At 72.6% G+C, this 16,051-nt stretch carries 14 protein-coding genes and 1 riboswitch; of the genes, 6 read left to right on the top strand and 8 right to left on the bottom strand.

Features of this window, described 5'->3' with window-relative positions:
* Nucleotides 1-16: 16 nt before the first annotated feature.
* Entirely contained in the window at nt 17-940 is a 924-nt protein-coding gene (locus ACQRWP_RS02110; RefSeq protein ID WP_430500556.1) for an ornithine cyclodeaminase family protein, read from the bottom strand.
* 91 nt (nt 941-1,031) lie between these two features.
* A riboswitch (guanidine-III (ykkC-III) riboswitch) is annotated at nt 1,032-1,102 on the top strand.
* 61 nt (nt 1,103-1,163) lie between these two features.
* Here ACQRWP_RS02110 and sugE point away from each other — a divergent pair.
* Nucleotides 1,164-1,478 carry a quaternary ammonium compound efflux SMR transporter SugE gene (gene sugE / locus ACQRWP_RS02105; protein WP_091400443.1) on the top strand — a complete coding sequence of 105 codons (315 nt, stop codon included), beginning with the start codon at nt 1,164-1,166 and terminating at the stop codon, nt 1,476-1,478.
* An 83-nt stretch (nt 1,479-1,561) separates the two neighbouring features.
* Complete coding sequence (locus ACQRWP_RS02100; RefSeq protein WP_091400441.1) at nt 1,562-1,807, top strand: hypothetical protein; 246 nt, start codon at nt 1,562-1,564, stop codon at nt 1,805-1,807.
* A gap of 68 nt (nt 1,808-1,875) precedes the next feature.
* On the opposite strand, the gene ACQRWP_RS02095 is transcribed toward ACQRWP_RS02100, so the two are convergent.
* A complete protein-coding gene (locus tag ACQRWP_RS02095) occupies nt 1,876-4,335 on the bottom strand; it encodes a DNA translocase FtsK 4TM domain-containing protein (RefSeq protein WP_430500555.1) in 2,460 nt (819 codons plus the stop codon).
* 113 nt (nt 4,336-4,448) lie between these two features.
* Between ACQRWP_RS02095 and ACQRWP_RS02090 the strand changes: the two genes are divergently transcribed.
* From ACQRWP_RS02090 to ACQRWP_RS02080, 3 genes are all read left to right on the top strand, one after another.
* Complete coding sequence (locus ACQRWP_RS02090; protein ID WP_430500554.1) at nt 4,449-4,928, top strand: YbjN domain-containing protein; 480 nt, start codon at nt 4,449-4,451, stop codon at nt 4,926-4,928.
* Nucleotides 4,925-6,583, top strand: coding sequence for a YbjN domain-containing protein (locus ACQRWP_RS02085; RefSeq protein ID WP_430500553.1), 1,659 nt, complete (start codon nt 4,925-4,927; stop codon nt 6,581-6,583). Before ACQRWP_RS02090 ends, ACQRWP_RS02085 begins: the two co-directional genes overlap by 4 nt.
* 123 nt (nt 6,584-6,706) lie before the next feature.
* Entirely contained in the window at nt 6,707-7,759 is a 1,053-nt protein-coding gene (locus ACQRWP_RS02080; RefSeq protein ID WP_430500552.1) for an LPXTG cell wall anchor domain-containing protein, read from the top strand.
* A gap of 79 nt (nt 7,760-7,838) precedes the next feature.
* Here the strand turns inward: ACQRWP_RS02080 and ACQRWP_RS02075 are convergent, their stop codons facing one another.
* The 5 genes from ACQRWP_RS02075 to ACQRWP_RS02055 all read right to left on the bottom strand — a co-directional run bounded on the left by ACQRWP_RS02075 (nt 7,839) and on the right by ACQRWP_RS02055 (nt 14,211).
* The gene (locus tag ACQRWP_RS02075) at nt 7,839-9,527 is read right to left on the bottom strand and encodes a ribonuclease J (protein WP_124816796.1); all 1,689 of its coding nucleotides are present in this window, start codon (nt 9,525-9,527) and stop codon (nt 7,839-7,841) included.
* Between the two features lie 52 nt (nt 9,528-9,579).
* Nucleotides 9,580-10,506 carry a 4-hydroxy-tetrahydrodipicolinate synthase gene (dapA, locus tag ACQRWP_RS02070; RefSeq protein WP_330440207.1) on the bottom strand — a complete coding sequence of 309 codons (927 nt, stop codon included), beginning with the start codon at nt 10,504-10,506 and terminating at the stop codon, nt 9,580-9,582.
* Nucleotides 10,507-10,553: 47 nt separating this feature from the next.
* The gene (thyX, locus tag ACQRWP_RS02065; RefSeq protein ID WP_030336847.1) at nt 10,554-11,294 is read right to left on the bottom strand and encodes an FAD-dependent thymidylate synthase; all 741 of its coding nucleotides are present in this window, start codon (nt 11,292-11,294) and stop codon (nt 10,554-10,556) included.
* A gap of 990 nt (nt 11,295-12,284) precedes the next feature.
* Nucleotides 12,285-12,977 carry a DUF2752 domain-containing protein gene (locus ACQRWP_RS02060; protein WP_430500551.1) on the bottom strand — a complete coding sequence of 231 codons (693 nt, stop codon included), beginning with the start codon at nt 12,975-12,977 and terminating at the stop codon, nt 12,285-12,287.
* A gap of 4 nt (nt 12,978-12,981) precedes the next feature.
* Nucleotides 12,982-14,211, bottom strand: coding sequence for a winged helix-turn-helix domain-containing protein (locus ACQRWP_RS02055; RefSeq protein WP_430500550.1), 1,230 nt, complete (start codon nt 14,209-14,211; stop codon nt 12,982-12,984).
* A gap of 79 nt (nt 14,212-14,290) precedes the next feature.
* Here ACQRWP_RS02055 and ACQRWP_RS02050 point away from each other — a divergent pair, with 79 nt between their 5' ends.
* Nucleotides 14,291-14,842 (top strand): N-acetyltransferase family protein, encoded by a 552-nt coding sequence (locus ACQRWP_RS02050; RefSeq protein WP_430500549.1) that lies wholly within the window; start codon nt 14,291-14,293, stop codon nt 14,840-14,842.
* On the opposite strand, the gene ACQRWP_RS02045 is transcribed toward ACQRWP_RS02050, so the two are convergent.
* Nucleotides 14,741-16,018 carry a glycosyltransferase 87 family protein gene (locus ACQRWP_RS02045; protein ID WP_430500548.1) on the bottom strand — a complete coding sequence of 426 codons (1,278 nt, stop codon included), beginning with the start codon at nt 16,016-16,018 and terminating at the stop codon, nt 14,741-14,743. The genes ACQRWP_RS02050 and ACQRWP_RS02045 overlap by 102 nt on opposite strands.
* Between the last annotated feature and the right edge of the window lie 33 nt (nt 16,019-16,051).

Here is a 16,051-nt window from a genome sequence, read left to right as displayed (position 1 = left end):
GCGAACGTCATTCCGATCAGCGCGCCTCGGCGCCAACCCGGGTCAGCGCGTCGAGCAGGAACACCTCGGTGCCGGCCAGGCCGGTGGAGCAGAAGACGGAGATCTGGTCCGCGGTGGTCCGGCCGGGGACCGCGCCGGCCAGGATGCCGCCCAGGTCGCGCAACCGCCCGGCGTACGGGGGCGTGGCCGCGAGCATCGGCGGTCGGTAGTCCGCCGCCTGGGCCGGCGAATCGGTGACCAGCAGGTCGGCGGCGTCCAACAGGTCGGTGTCGAACTCGCTGCGGTCGCGCTGCTTGAAGCCGACCGCGTTGACGTGCGTGCCGGGGCTGAGGTCGGCGGCGCAGAGCACCGGGGTCGGGCTGGTGGTCGCCAGCACCACCAGGTCCCGCCCGGCGACGGCCGAGCCCGGGTCGGCCACCGCGCGGGCCGGCACGCCCAGTTCGGCACGGACCCGGGCGGCGAAGGCCTCCCGGCGAGCGGCGGACCGGCTGTGCACCACCACCTCGCGCAACGGGCGGACCGCGGCGGCGGCCCAGACCTGGGTCCACGCCTGCCGGCCGGAGCCGATCACCCCGAGGGTGGCGGCGTCGGGACGGGCCAGCGCGTCGACCGCGAGGCCCCCCAACCCTCCGGTACGACGGGAGCCCAGCTCCTCGCCGACCGCGACCGCCCGGATCGCCCCGGTCCGGGCATCGTGCAGCACCACCAACTGCTCACCCTGCGGGTGGCCGAAGGTGTCGTACGAGCGGAAGCCGTACCACTCGCCGACCAGGTGCCCGGCGGTGAGCACCATCCGCCCGCCGCTCAGCGGCGCGGCGGCCCGGGGCGGCGCGATCAGGCGTCCCTCGTACGCGGCCAGGAGGGCGGCGCGCATGGCGTCGACCGTGGTGGCGGCGTCCAGCGCGGCGGCGACCTCGGGGTCGGCGTAGAGCATGGTCATGCTGGCGATACTGCAAGTTGAAGTCAGGTGGAGGTCAACGGACCGTGGCGGTGGTCACCGCCCCGCCACCGGGTCGGTGCTAGCGTCGGCAACGGTGGCCGGATGTTCGTGGCCGCTCCGGACGAGTGGTGGGCGTACCCGGTCAGGCCAAGACGCCCCGCGTGACGTGCAGACTCGACTCGTCCCGGCGCGGCAGCCCGGGCGCTTTCCGGTGAGGTGAACGATGGCCTGGCTCGTACTGGTGATCTCGGGACTGCTGGAGACGGCCTGGGCGATCGCCCTGGACCGTAGCGCCGGTTTCAGTCGGCTGATCCCGTCCGTGGTGTTCGTGGTGACCCTGCTCCTGAGCATGGCCGGGCTGTCGTACGCGCTCCGGGACATCCCCGTTGGCACCGGCTACGCGGTCTGGGTCGGCATCGGCGCGGTCGGCACCGCGCTGGTCGGAATGCTGGCGCTCGGCGAGTCGGCGAGCCTCCCCCGGATCCTCTGTCTCCTGCTGGTGGTCGCCGGCGTGATCGGTCTCAAGATCTTCCACTGAGTTGCCCCGTCGGCAGGCGTGGCCAGCGCCCACAGTGGGTAGTGATCGATCCGTCACGACAGGCTCTCAAACCGGAGGAAGACATGGCCGACATGCCGAGCACCGTTCGTCCCCGCAGCAACGCCGCCCGCATCATCACCATCGTGGGCTTCGTCTTCGCGGTCCTGGCCCTGCTGCTCAACCCGATCATCTTCGGCGTGCTCGGCGTCATCGCGGGCGTCGTCGGCGCGGTGCTCGGTGACAAGCCGCTGGGTTGGTACGCCGCCGCGGCCAGCGTCGTCGCCGCGATCCTCGGTCTGGTGGTCTTCGCCGCGCTGATCAACAACTGACCGCTCCCCCACGTCACGGGCCCGCCGGATTCCGGCGGGCCCGTCGTGCGTCCGGGGTCGACGGCCGGTCAGTCCACGTCGCCGCGCAGGCCGACCAGGACCTCGTCCAGCTCGTCCGGCTTGACCAGCACGTCGCGCGCCTTCGACCCCTCGGACGGCCCGACCACTCCCCGGGTCTCCATCAGGTCCATCAGGCGGCCCGCCTTGGCGAAACCGACCCGCAGCTTGCGTTGCAGCATCGAGGTCGAGCCGAACTGCGAGGTGACCACCAGCTCCACCGCCTGCACCAACAGGTCCAGGTCGTCGCCGATGTCCTCGTCGATCTTCTTCTTGCTCTCCTGCGCCGGGGCCAGCACATCCTTGCGGAACTCCGGCTCACGCTGGTCCTTGCAGAACTTCACCACGTCGGCGATCTCGCGCTCGGTGACCCAGGCGCCCTGGATCCGGACCGGCTTGGAGGCGCCCATCGGCAGGAAGAGCCCGTCACCACGGCCGAGCAGCTTCTCCGCGCCCGGCTGGTCGAGGATGACCCGGGAATCGGCGAGGGAGGAGGTGGCGAACGCCAGTCGGGACGGCACGTTCGCCTTGATCAGACCGGTCACCACGTCGACCGAGGGGCGCTGGGTGGCCAGTACCAGGTGGATGCCGGCGGCACGAGCCAGCTGGGTGATCCGGACGACCGAGTCCTCCACGTCGCGCGGCGCGACCATCATCAGGTCGGCCAGCTCGTCCACGATCACCAACAGGTACGGGTACGGCCGCATCTCGCGTTCGCTGCCCGGCGGCGCCTTGATCTCGCCGTTGCGGACCTTGCGGTTGAAGTCGTCGATGTGCCGGACCCCGTTGGCGGCGAGGTCGTCGTACCGCATGTCCATCTCGCGGACCACCCAGTCCAGCGAGTCGGCCGCCTTCTTCGCGTTGGTCACGATCGGGGTGACCAGGTGGGGGATGCCCTCGTAGCCGGTCATCTCGACCCTCTTCGGGTCGATCAGCAGCAGCCGCACCTCGTCCGGGGTGGCCCGGGTGAGGATGGACACCAGCAGGGTGTTGAGACAGCTCGACTTGCCCGCGCCGGTGGCGCCGGCGATCAAAATGTGCGGCATCTTGGCGAGGTTGGCCACCACGTAGCCGCCCTCGATGTCCTTGCCGAGCGCGACCACCATCGGGTGGTGATCGCTGGTGGCCGCGCGCGAGCGCAGCACGTCGCCGAGGGCCACGTTCTCCGGGTCGGTGTTCGGGATCTCCACGCCGACGGCGCTCTTGCCCGGGATCGGACTGAGGATCCGTACGTCCGGTGACTTCACCGCGTACGCGATGTTGCGGGACAGCTGGGTGATCCGCTCGACCTTGACGCCGTGCCCCAGCTCCACCTCGTAGCGGGTGACGGTCGGGCCACGGGTGAAGCCGGTGACCGCGGCGTCCACATCGAACTGGTCGAACACGCCGGTCAGCGCGGCGATCACCTCGTCGTTGGCCTTGCTACGGGTCTTCGCGGCGGCCCCCGCGCTGAGCATGTTGGCCGGCGGCAGGGTGTAGTCCCCGGCCAGCCCGGTCAACGCGAGCTGCTCTGCCCGGGTCGGGGCGGGTGAGTGCTCCGGCGGCTCGACCGACGGCTTGCGGCTCCCCGGCACCTTCGCCGGAGACTTGCGCGGCAGCACCATGGTCTCCTGGAGGTCCGCGCCGTCCAGGTCCTCGAAGTCGTCCGGGTCCAGTGGCGCGGGCATCCGCTTCGCCGGTCGCTTGCGCGCGGGCTTGGCGGCCGCCTCGTCCGCCTCCTCGTCGGCTTCCGGTGCGCCGACCAACCCACCGGCGAGCAGACCCAGCCGCTCGGGGATCTTGTTGATCGGCGTCGCGGTCACCACGAGCAGGCCGAAGAGCAGCAGCAGGACGAGCAGCGGCACCGCCACCCAGGCGGTGACGGCCCGCTCCAGCAGCCCACCGACGCCCGCACCGACCAGACCGCCGGCGAAGTCACGCTCCAGCGGGTCGGCCGGGTCCTGACCGATCTGGAGCAGCGCGGCGGTCGACACCAGCAGCGAACCCCAGCCGATCAGCCCACGACCCCGGTGCTCCGGATCGGCCGGCTGACGCATCAGCCGCCACGCCCCGATCATCAGCAGCACCGGGACGACCACCGAGATCGCGCCCAGGAACAGCCGGATCGTGTCGGCCAGTCGCGCGCCCACCGGCCCCGCGCCGGACAGCCAGAGTGCCACTGCGGAGAGCAGGGCGAGCCCGAACATGAGCAGCCCGGCGCCGTCCCGGCGGTGCTCCGGGTCGAGGTCACGGGCCGAGGCGGCCTGCCGGCCAGCGGCGCGCACCGCCCAGCCCATCCCGTGCGCCAACCCCATCCACAGTGCACCGACCGCACGGCCGACGTAGACCGCCGGGCCGGGCCGGGCCGGCGTGGTGCGACGCCGGACCGGCGCCCGGGTGGCCTTCTTCGCCGGTTGACGGGCACGACTGTTGGTGCCACCGCGCGGCGACGCGCCGCGCCGCCGGCTCGCCTGAGAGGTACGGCCCGCCATAGAGTCACGGTAACGGTGGGGCCGGGCAGATCCCCGCTTTTCCGGGTCGTGTCCGCGCGTCGTAACACGAACCCCACCGCCGGCCGTGATATCCGCCTCAGAAGGGATGCCCCATGGCGTCGCCGGAAATCGAAGGCGATCCGGACGATCCGCTGGCCGGGCACCCTGGCGCCCTGCGTCCGCTGACCGGCGAACTGGTCGCCGCGGTGCTCGCTGCCCGCGGCCGGTCCGTCGACCCGACCCCGGACGGCGAGCTGGTGGGCCACTTCGACGACAACCTGATCTGGTTCCTCCGCGTCGGCGGGGACGGAGAGCTGCTCCAGATCCGCACCATGGTCGATCCGACCTTCGGCATCGAACGGGTGCCCGACCTGTACGCGTTCTGCAACTCCTGGAACCACGACCGGCTCTGGCCGAAGGCGTTCGTGCACGTCGACGACGACGGTCGGGCCCGGGTGTACGGAGAGGTGATCACCGACCTGGAACGCGGCGTGACCCCACACCAGCTCGACCAACTGCTCGACTGCGGCATCTCCACCGGCTGCCAGCTGGCCGTGGCGGTCCGTCGACTGCCCGGCGCGGTGCCGTCGTGACCGGCCGGGACGAGTTCACCGGCAGCCGCACCGGCACCCCACCGACCGGCTCCGGTGACCGCCTGGCGCGGGAGCGCGTACCGGCGCTGGAGGCCGCGCTCGCCGAGGCCCGGGACCTCCCCGACGGCCCGGCCCGGCAGGTGGCCCTGGAACGGCTCGCCGAGCGCGCCGACGCGGCCGGCGACGTCCGGTCCGGGATGGACGCGCGGTTCGCGCTGATCGAGGCGTACCTGCTGCACGGGGAGCGGTGGCGTCTGGTCGAGCCGGTCCGGCGGTGCCGGGCCGCCGCCGACCACCGACCCGACCTGCTCACCGAGACGGAGACCGGGCTGCTGCTGCGCTACCAGCGGTACGCGGTGGAGGCGCTGCTCGGCACCCCCCGGGTCGGGCTGGACCAGACCCGCTCCCTGCTGCACGACCTGGCCCACCGCGTCGGCGCGGACGGTCCGGACACACCGACCGTCGCGGAGCTGCACTGCCGGATCGCCGATCACCTGGGCGACGAGCCCACCGCCCGGCACTGGTACGAACGGTGGTCCGGAAGGCGGCCCGGCCCGGCCGGCGGCTGCCCGGGCTGCGCCTCGGCCCGGCGTGCCGAGCTGCTGGCCGGCTGGGGCGAGTGGAATGCCGCGGTCACCGAGCTCGCGGAATCCGACGGCGACCCGCAGTCCTGCACCGACCAGCCCGAGCGGGACCTGGTCGCCGGTCTGCTGCCGGCACTGCGCACCGGCGAGCCGGCGCGGGCGGCGACGGCGCACGTGCGGGCGTACCGCCGGCACCGGCGGGAGCGCGCGGCGTTCCCGCACCTCGCCGCGCACCTGCGGTTCTGCGCGCTGGGCGGGCACCTGGAGCGCGGGCTGGCCATTCTGGCCGAGCAGCTGCCCCGGTTGGACCAGCCGACCGACGATCTCGCCGCCATGGAGTTCGCCGCCGCCGGGGCCCTGGTCTGCGGGCTGGCCGCCGATGCCGGGCTGGGCGGTCGGACGATGCCCCGGCCGGCGTATGGCGAGCGGACGGCCACCGAGTTGGACGTCGCCGCGCTCGGGGCGCTGCTGCTCGGGGTGGCCAACGAGTTGGCCGGCAGCTTCGACGCGCGCAACGGCACCGGGCACCACTCCGGACGGATGGCCGCCTGGCTGGCCGAGCGTCCCCTCCCGGCGCCGGTTCCGCTGCCCACCGACGACGAACCTGACGACCTCGACGAGCCCGACACCGACCGGCCCGACGCCGATGCCGAGCTGGGCGAACGCGAGTTGTCGGCCCTCTCCCTCGGCATGATCGCCGCGATCCTGGACGGGCGTGGCGACCGGTACCTGGTGGACGAGGGCGAGACCGTGGTCGGCCACTGGGAGGGCGCGGTGATCCAGTTCCGGCGGGCCGGTGAGCGCGGTGAGGTGCTGCACGCCCGCGCCATGGCCAACCGCCGGCTGCCGGCTGCCCGCCGCGCCGAGGCGTACGCCTTCTGCAACGCGTGGAACCACGACCGGCTGCTGCCCAAGGCGTACGCGCACGACCTCGGCGACGAGTTGGTGCTGGCCGGCGACGTGGCCACCGACCTGGCGCACGGGGTCGCCCCGGCGCAGCTGCGGGTCCTCATGGACGCCGCCATCGCCACCGGCGTCGCGTACGCCGAGGCCGTCGCCGCGCTGCCCTGATTCGCCGGGGGCCCCAACGGTTGCAGTCGCCGCGCGACTGCACGACATCCGACAGCTCGCAACCGGGAGTACGGCACTGGGGTGATATCGCCGTCAGCCCACCGCAACCCCTCGGGAGTCGTCATGAACCGCCCGCTCCGGTCCGGCATTCTCGGTGCCGCCGTGCTCGCCCTGTCCGCCCTGGCCACCCCGACCGTTGCCGGTGCCGCCGCTGCGAGGCCGACCGTCTCGCCGAGCACGACGGCCGGGAGCGCCGCGCCCACGATCCTGGCCCGAGGCGACATCGTCTTCCTCGGCGGCGACCCGTGGCACCCGTCGGGCCCGCTGGAGGTCAAGGTCGTCAACGAGGGTGGGACAGCGGCGAAGGGCTTCTTCGTGCTCCGCCTGCCACCGGATGCCGACCTGACCGCGGGCGGCGACTGCCGGGCCGGCGACGGTGCGACGAGGACCTGGGTCTGCGGCGGCGCGGAACTGCCCGCCGGGGGCGACCGGACGTACCGCCTGACGGTGACCTCATCGGCCGCGCAGCCGGTCTTCGGGGCGACCGAGTGGGGTTCCGTTGCCGGTCAGGACGCCACTGGCCGCGCCGACCGACCCACCGACTTCCGGATCAACTGGCCGGACCGCACCACACTGCGGCTACGGGCCACCGCCGGCCCGGTCGTGCACGGTACCGCGACCCTCCGGGTACGGGTCACGAACACCGGCACGTTCGACATCGGCGGGTACTCGTTGAACGTCGCCACCCCGGACGGGGTGCGGGTGACCGCACCGGGGTGCTCCGACAGCGGCCGGATGAACGGTGTGGGCTGCGAGATCCTGCGCGAACGCCGCCTCGCGAACGGCGCCACGGACAGCTTCGACGTACGGGTGGCGGCCACTGGCGGCACGACGAGCGTTCGGCTCTGGCTCGCGCCCACCAACCGGTACACCAACCGGGACACCTCGGTGACGCTCCGGCTGACCGGCGGCGGATCCGGGGGCGGCGGGGCCACCACCGCGCCACCGGCCGACCCGACCACGCCACCGGCCACGCCACCAGCCACGCCCGCCCCGGAGGCAACGGAACTGCCGCGCACCGGCACGACCACCGTCGCGTACGGCCTGATCGGCGTGTCACTGCTGACCCTCGGCGGCGGACTGCTGCTGCTGCGACGCCGGCTCCAGCGCGACTGACCCGCAACGGCGAGCCCGATCGTGATACGGCGACGCCCGCCCGCACACGAGGTGCGGGCGGGCGTCGTGACGCGTGCGGTCAGACCTCGACGACGGTGGGAACGATCATCGGCCGACGACGGTACTTGTCGTTGACCCACCGCCCCACGGTCCGCCGGACGATCTGCTGAAGCTGGTGCGGGTCCGTGATGCCGTCCGCCGCGGCCCGGTTGAGCGCCTCGGTGACCAGCGGAACCACCGGGTTGAACGCCTCCGGGTCCTCGGAGAAACCCTTCGCGGAGAGCGTCGGGCCGGCGACCACCTTGCCGGTGACCGAGTCCACTACCACGGTGGTGGCGATGAAGCCGCCGTCGCCGAGGATCCGCCGCTCGGTGAGCAGCGACTCGCTGACGTCACCGACGGCGAGGCCGTCCACGTAGACGTACCGGCTCTTCACGTGCCCGACCAGGGTGGCGCGGCCCTCGACCAGGTCGACCACGTCGCCGTCCTCGCAGATCACCACCCGGTCGGCGGCGACCCCGGACTCGATGCCGAGCCGGGCGTGGGCGCGCAGGTGACGCCACTCGCCATGCACCGGCATCAGGTTGCTGGGCCGGACCACGTTGAGCAGGTAGAGCAGCTCCCCGGCGGGGGCGTGCCCGGAGACGTGCACCTTCGCCACGTCCTTGTGCACGACCACCGCGCCGGCCCGGGCGAGCCGGTTGATCACCCGGTAGACCGAGGTCTCGTTGCCGGGCACCAGCGAGGAGGCCAGCACGACGGTGTCGCCGGGGGCGATGGTGATGTGCCGGTGGTCGCCGCTGGCCATCCGGCCCAGCGCGCTCATCGGCTCACCCTGGGAACCGGTGGACATCAGCACAATCTCGTCCGGCGGCAGAGTGGTCGCCTCGTCGATGCTGATGACCAGGCCGGCCGGGATGTTGAGCAGGCCGAGGTCCCGGGCGATGCCCATGTTGCGGACCATGGAGCGACCGATCAGCGCGACCTTGCGGCCGTGCTCGGCGGCGGAGTCGAAGACCTGCTGCACGCGGTGCACGTGCGAGGCGAACGAGGCCACGATGATCCGACCCTTGGCCTTCGCGAAGATCGAGTCGAGCACCGGCCCGATCTCCCGCTCCGGGGTGACGAAGCCGGGGATCTCCGCGTTGGTGGAGTCGGACAGCAGCAGGTCGACGCCTTCGGCGCCGAGCCGGGCGAAACCGGCCAGGTCGGTGATCCGGCCGTCCAGCGGCAGCTGGTCCATCTTGAAGTCGCCGGTGTGCAGCACCAGGCCGGCGGGGGTACGGATGGCCACCGCGAGGGCGTCCGGGATCGAGTGGTTGACCGCGAAGAACTCACACTCGAACGGGCCGAGCCGCTCGCGGCCGCCCTCCCGCACGGTCAGCGTGTACGGCTGGATCCGCCGCTCGGCCAACTTCGCCTCGACCAGGGCGAGGGTGAACTGTGAGCCGACCAGCGGGATGTCGGGCTTGTGGGCGAGCAGGTACGGCACCGCGCCGATGTGATCCTCGTGACCGTGCGTCAGCACGATCGCCTGGACGTCGGCCAGCCGGTCCAGGATCGGACCGAAGTCGGGCAGGATCAGGTCCACACCCGGCTGCTCGACGTCGGGGAACAACACCCCGCAGTCGACGATCAGCAACTTGCCGTCGTACTCGAAGACGGTCATGTTCCGACCGATGGCGCCGAGCCCGCCGAGCGGGATGATCCGCAGGCCACCTTCCGGTAGCGGCGGGGGTAGTTCCGCCTCGATGTGCGCCTCGGTCACGCGTCCACCTCATTCTGCGACGCCGTTACTCGACGTCCATCGTGTCGTTCGTTCATTCGGGCAACTCCAGGCCCGCTGCCGCGAAGTCCGCGCGCAGCTGGGCGATCTCGTCGTCGGTGGCGTCCACGAGCGGGGGTCGCACCGGGCCGGCCGGCAGGCCCAGCGACGCCAGGCCCGCCTTCACCAGGATGGTGCCCTGGGTGCGGAAGATGCCGGTGAACAGCGGCAGCAGCCGTCGGTGCAGGGCCAGCGCGGTCGGCATGTCCCCCGCGTCGTACGCCTCGATCATCTGTGCGGTCAGCGCCCCGGTGAAGTGCGTCGAGGTGCCGACCACGCCCACGCATCCGACGGCCAGCGCCGGCAGGGTGAGGGCGTCCTCGCCGCTGTAGAAGGCGAGGGTGGTCCGGCTGGTGACCCAGCTGGTGGCGGTCAGGTCGCCCTTGGCGTCCTTGACCGCGACGATCCGCCCGTGTTCGGCGAGCCGGACCAACGTCTCGGTGTCGATCGGCACGCCGGAGCGGTGCGGAATGTCGTACAGCATCACCGGCAGGCCGGTGGCGTCGGCCACCGCGGTGAAGTGTCGCAGCAACCCGCTCTGCGGCGGCTTGTTGTAGTACGGGGTGACCACCAGCAGGCCGTGCGCACCCGCCTTCTCGGCGGCGGCGGCCAGCTCGATGGTGTGCCGGGTGTCGTTGGTGCCGACGCCCGCGACCACCTTGGCGCGGTCACCGACGGCCTCCACCACGGCCCGGATCAGGTGTTCCTTCTCCGCGTCGGTGGTGGTCGGCGACTCGCCGGTGGTGCCATTGACCACCAGAGCGTCGTTGCCCTGCTCGTCGACCAGGTGGCTCGCCAGCCGGGCGGCGCCGTCGAGATCGAGGGAACCGTCGGGGGTGAACGGGCTCACCATGGCTGTGAGCAGCCGGCCGAAGGGGCGGGACGCCGGTCGGGCCGCGGCGTCGAGGTGGTCGTGCGTCATACCCTCCAACCTAGCGGACGACCAGCCGGGGCCTGCCGGGGAAGGGCTCAGGACGCCTCGTGCGGGCTGGCCGCCACTTCGGTGCCGTCCGGCAGCGTGGAGATCACGAAGTCGGCGAACACGTTCGGGGCGACCCCCTGGAGCTGGCGCAGGCACTCCACGGCCAGCTCACGGATCTCCACATCGGCGTGCTCGGTGGCCCGCATCGCGACGAAGTGCCGCCACGCCCGGTAGTTGCCGGAGACCACGATCCGGGTCTCGGTGGCGTTGGGCAGCACCGCGCGGGCCGCCTGCCGGGCCTGCTTGCGGCGCAGCGTCGGGTTGGGCTCGTCGGAGAAGCGCTGCTCGAGGCCCTCCAGCAACTCGGTGTACGCCCGAACGCTCGCCTCGGCGGCCTCCACGAACTTCTTGTGAAGCTCCGGGTCGTCGGCGATGACAGCCGGCTCGACCATGGCCGCGTCCCGCTCCGGGACGTAGCGCTGCGACAGCTGGGAGTACGAGAAGTGCCGGTGCCGGATCAGCTCGTGGGTGAAGGAGCGGGACACCCCGGTGAAGTAGAAGGTGACCGACCCGTGCTCCAGCACCGAGAGGTGCCCGACCTCGAGGATGTGCGCCAGGTAGCCGGCGTTGGTGGCGGTCGCCGGATTCGGCTTCTTCCACGACTGGTAGCAGGCCCGACCGGCGAACTCGGCGAGCGCCTGGCCGCCCTCCGCGTCGGTCGACCACGGCACGTCGTCCGGGGCCGCGAATTGGGTCCACGCGATCAACTTGACCTGGGGCTGCACCATGTCCGGCATTCCTGGGACTTTAGTGGTGGGTTGCCGCCCAGCCCAACTCAGGCGCGCCCCGTGCAATGTCGATCACTCAGGTAGCGGCAAACCCGCCGATGCCCTGCTGTTGGTCCGAGGTCCCGGGTCCGGGTCCAGGGTCCAGGGTCCGAGGTCCGGGTCCGAGGTCCAGGTTCGAGGTCTAGGTCCGAGGTCTCCGGGGTCCGGGGTCGAGGCCGGGGCCAGGGCGGACAGTTCCATCGGCGCCCTTTGGAGCTGAATCGTTGGCGACATCAGCCCCGGCGGATGGGCCGCACAAGCCGACGACTGAGGCCCGAGCGCCGCCCAGGAGCCCAAGCGCCTAAGCGACCCGAACGAGCCGAGCGCGACCCGAACGAGCCGAGCGACCCGAACGAGCCGAGCGGCCCGAGCGCGACCCGAGCGGCCCGAGCGGCCCGGCGGCCCGAGCGGCCCGGCGGCCCGGCGGCCCGAGCGGCCCGGCGGCCCGGCGGCCCGGCGGCCCGGCGGCCCGAGCGGCCCGAGCGACCCGAGCGGCCCGGCAGCCGCTTCCGATCGCAAGATCGCGCAACATCATGGATGTAGTGGCATCCGTCGCGCCCGACCCCACTACATCCGGGATCGAGCATGATCTTGGAGCGAGACGCGTCGGCCTTTGTGCGCCGCGGACGCGGGTGCGCGGCTACCCAGTGGGGTGATCGACTCGGGTTCCTGAAAGTCGGGGTGTCCGGGTCGGATGGATGGCCCGGTTTCCTGGATGCCGAGTCGATCATGGGTGGTGGGCGCCGGAGGGCCCGTGATGACGTAAGCGAATCAGCTCCAAAGGACGCCCGAACAGCGCATGCCGGCCGAGCCCCGTATCCCGCCCGCCGGTCGCATCCGGGCACCGGCCCGTCGGGGAGCGGCAGGACCGGCGGCGGCGCGGCGGGCGGCGGCAGGACCGGCGGCAGCGCGGCGGCGCGGCGGGCGGCGGCGCGTCCGGCGGTGGCGCGGTCAGACGTAGAGCGAGGTGAACGGCGCCCAGGGCAGGTTGCGCAGCACCGAGAAGGCCAGCCACGCGGCCAGGAAACCGCCGATGACCTTGGAGCTGATCCGCAGCTCGGGCAGTCGCCAACCAAACGCCTGACTTCCGGCCCAGGCCACGAAGAGGTACGCGAGGAACGGCAGTGCGAAGACGAACAGGAAGTGGTGCCGGGCGGCGGCCGGCAGGTCGCCGTGCAGCACGTACCAGAGCGCGCGGGTGCCACCACAGCCCGGGCAGTCCAGCCCGGTGGTCAACTTGAGCAGACAGGTGGGTGCGGCGTCCGGGTCGGCGTAGGTCGGGTTGCTGAGCAGCGCGTAGCTCATGCCGATGGCAACACAGCCGACCGCGGCCAGCGGCACCGCCCAGCGCGGGGAACGTTCGTAGAGCCGCAACACGAACCGGGTCAGCCGGTCCGGCTCAGGCGCCGGGTAGCCACCAGGCGGGGTCGCCGGCCAGCCCTCCGGACCCGAGCCGCCGGGACCCGAGCCGCCGGGACCGAAACCGCCGGCACCGAGGCCGCCGGGACCAAGGCCACCCGGACCCGCTCGACCGGGATCGAAGCCATCGGGACCCGCGCCACCGGCAGCACCGTCGGCCGGCGCCGTGTGGACCGCGCCGGGGGCGGGATGCGGCTGGTCGACCGGTCCGGGAGCGCTCGTCACGCGCTCACGGTACACCGGACACGCCGGCCAACGCGGCGGTGAGCGGACCAGCCAGGTCGCCGGCCGCCGGCGGTGCGACCGCGTCCAGGCCGAGCCAGCCGGCGAGCCGGTACAGCTCGGCGGCGAGCGCGACCGCGGTCTCCCCCGGGTCGGCGCCGGGTTCGAGCCAGGCGGCCGGCACCAGCAGCACCCCGGCCTTGCGATCGGCCTTCAGATCGACCCGGGCGGTGAACCGGTCGCCCTGCAGGAACGGCAACACGTAGTAGCCGTAGACCCGTTGTGGCGCCGGGACGTAGATCTCGATCCGGTAGGTGAAGTCGAACAGCCGCTCGGTGCGGGCACGTTCCCAGATCAGCGGATCGAAGGGGCTGACCAGTGTGTTGCCCCGGACCCAGCGGGGCAGCCGGGCGGACGTGTGCAGCCAGGCCGGCTGTCGCCAGCCCGGCACAGTGACCGGCACCAGCTCACCGGCCTCGGCCAGCTCCGCGACGGCCTGCCGGGCGCCGGCGAGCGGCAACCGGAAGTAGTCGCGCAGCTCCGGCTCGGCGGCCACCCCTAGGGACCGCGCGGCGAGGGCCACCAGCGTCCGGTACGCCTCGGCGTCGGTTGGCGTGGGCGCGGCCAGCACCGCCGGGGGCAGCACCCGCTCGGGCAGGTCGTAGCGGCGGGCGAAGGAGGTGCTGCGCTCGGCGGCGACCACCTCCCCGGCCCAGAACAGGAACTCCAACGCCCGCTTGACCGCCGACCAGTTCCACCCCCAGTTGCCGGTCTCCCGGGGCGCGTCGTGCTCGATCTCGGCGGCGGTCAACGGCCCCCGGGCAGCCACCTCGTCACGGACCCAGGCGACCAGCTCCGGTTGCTCCTGGGCGATCCGCCGCATGCCGCCCCAGGATTCGCTGTGCGCGCGGGCCATCCGCCAGCGCAGCATCGGGTGCAACTCCACCGGGACCAGCGACGCCTCATGGCCCCAGTATTCGAACAGCTCACGCGGGCGCCGGTAGGCGGCCTGGTCGAGCAACGTGGTCGGGTAGGGCCCGAGCCGGCTGTAGAGCGGCAGGTAGTGCGCGCGTTGCAGCACGTTGACCGAGTCCATCTGGATCAGCCCGACCCGGCCCAGCACGCGACGCAGGTGCCGGCGGGTGGGCACGCCCGTCGGCGCCGGGTCGGCGAAGCCCTGGGCGGCGAGCGCCACGCGGCGGGCCTGGGCGAGCGAGAGTGATTCCGGTGCGGTCATCGTCGGCGACCTTAATTCATCGGTACGACGCCGGTGCGGGAAGCTGGACGTGACGACCAACGGGGCATAGAACGGTGCAATGCTGACCATCCGTCGGGAGGAGCCGGACGACGCCGAGGCGGTCGCCCGGGTGCACGTGCACGGCTGGCAGGCGGGCTATGCCGGCTTCATGCCGGACGAGGTGCTGGGACGGCTCAACGTGGTGGCCTGGGCGCAGCGTCGTCGCGACGTCGGCACCGCCGATCCGGAACACCCGTTCACCACCCTGCTCGGCGAGGTGGACGGGTTGGTCGTGGGCTTCACCACCTTCGGGCCGTACCGCCGCAACCAGGACCGGAACGACCTGGACCCGACGGTCGGCGAGGTGGTGGCGCTCTACGTGGAGCCGGCCCACTGGGGTGACGGGACGGCCGCGGCGCTGCTGGAAGCCGCCCGGAGCGGGCTCACCCAGCGGGGCTGGGCCGGGTACCGGGCGTGGGTGCTGGCGGACAACCGGCGGGCCCGGCGGTTCTGCGAGCGCGCCGGCCTGTCACCGGACGGTGAGCGGTCGACCTACCAGGTGCCGCTGGCCGGTGGGGGCCCGCCGGTCGGGTTGGTCGAGCTGCGGTACGCCGGACGCCTCGACCGCTGACCCGTTCGGGGTCAGCCACCGGCGGATCGGCAGGAAGGCCAGCAGCGCCAGACTGACCCACACGTAGGCGTTGCTGCCCAGGAAACCGTCGACGCCGGTGAAGTCCTTCTCCCAGAGCCAGACGGTCCGGCTGATCAGCAGCGCGTACCCGATGGTCGCGGCGACCAGCAGAACCCGCCGCCGCCGGCGGCCGGCCGGCGCGGCCATCGCGTTGTCGACCAGCAGGATCAACGCGGGCAGCAGCCAGACCAGGTGGTGCACCCAGGTGACCGGGCTGACCAGGCACATCACCGCGCCGGTCAGCGCCAGGCCGGTCGCCTCGTCGCCGGCCGCGACGGCGGCCCGGGACCGCCAGGCCCAGAGCGCCAGGGTGCCGAGCACCAGCAGCAGCCACAGCAGGGTGCTCGGGTGCTCCGGGTCGAGCCGGGCGACCACTCCGCGCAGTGACTGGTTGGAGACGAAGGCCAGCTCGCCCACCCGCCCGGTGTTCCACAGCGCCTCGGTCCAGAACTCCCGGGACGCGTCCGGGAAGAGCGCGGCGGCCAGCAGTGACACCCCGGCGGCGGTGCCGCTGGCGGTGAGCGCCGCCCGCCACCGCCCGGTCACCAGGAGGTAGACGATGAACACGCCAGGGGTCAGTTTGATCGCGGTGGCGAGGCCGATGCCCACCCCGGTCCACCGGTTGCCGGCCGGCAGCAGCCGCAGCAGGTCCACCGCCACCAGGAAGAGCAGCAGCGTGTTGACCTGGCCGAAGTTGACCGTCTCCCGCATCGGTTCGAACGCGGCGGCCAGGCAGAGCGCCACGGCGAGGGCGAACCACCGGGTCCAGCCGGAGCGGCGGGCGATCGGGTCGACCAGCCACCAGATCAGCACAGTGGTGGTGGCCACGCTGGCGAGCACGCTCACCACGATCGCGGCCGTCCACGGCAGGTACGCCATCGGCAGCATGACCAGCGCGGCGAACGGCGGGTAGGTGAAGCCGTACTGGGTGCCCGGTTTGAGGTAGTCGTAGATCTCCCCGCCGTCGTGCACCCACCAGGTCAACGCGCCGTAGTAGACCTTCAGGTCGAAGAACCCGTGCCGGACGGCCGCGACGGCGAGGAACCCGGCGACCGCCGCGGCGAGCACCACCACCCCGACGACCTGCGCGGTCGTCCTGTTGGCACCCTGCGCCACCGTCGTCTCCCTCGCCCTGCGTAGGCTTCCGTC

Source organism: Micromonospora trifolii, from assembly GCF_050516465.1.
Classification (GTDB): Bacteria; Actinomycetota; Actinomycetes; order Mycobacteriales; family Micromonosporaceae; genus Micromonospora; species Micromonospora trifolii.
Note: the sequence above shows the minus strand (reverse complement) of the source record. Positions and strands in the feature narration are given on the sequence as shown.

Excerpts from the sequence above, each read along its gene's own strand:
- ACQRWP_RS02110 (WP_430500556.1), bottom strand. The coding sequence starts at position 940 with ATGACCATGCTCTACGCCGACCCCGAGGTCGCCGCCGCGCTGGACGCC.
- sugE (WP_091400443.1), top strand. The coding sequence starts at position 1,164 with ATGGCCTGGCTCGTACTGGTGATCTCGGGACTGCTGGAGACGGCCTGG.
- ACQRWP_RS02100 (WP_091400441.1), top strand. The coding sequence starts at position 1,562 with ATGGCCGACATGCCGAGCACCGTTCGTCCCCGCAGCAACGCCGCCCGC.
- ACQRWP_RS02095 (WP_430500555.1), bottom strand. The coding sequence starts at position 4,335 with ATGGCGGGCCGTACCTCTCAGGCGAGCCGGCGGCGCGGCGCGTCGCCG.
- ACQRWP_RS02090 (WP_430500554.1), top strand. The coding sequence starts at position 4,449 with ATGGCGTCGCCGGAAATCGAAGGCGATCCGGACGATCCGCTGGCCGGG.
- ACQRWP_RS02080 (WP_430500552.1), top strand. The coding sequence starts at position 6,707 with ATGAACCGCCCGCTCCGGTCCGGCATTCTCGGTGCCGCCGTGCTCGCC.
- dapA (WP_330440207.1), bottom strand. The coding sequence starts at position 10,506 with ATGACGCACGACCACCTCGACGCCGCGGCCCGACCGGCGTCCCGCCCC.
- thyX (WP_030336847.1), bottom strand. The coding sequence starts at position 11,294 with ATGGTGCAGCCCCAGGTCAAGTTGATCGCGTGGACCCAATTCGCGGCC.
- ACQRWP_RS02055 (WP_430500550.1), bottom strand. The coding sequence starts at position 14,211 with ATGACCGCACCGGAATCACTCTCGCTCGCCCAGGCCCGCCGCGTGGCG.
- ACQRWP_RS02050 (WP_430500549.1), top strand. The coding sequence starts at position 14,291 with ATGCTGACCATCCGTCGGGAGGAGCCGGACGACGCCGAGGCGGTCGCC.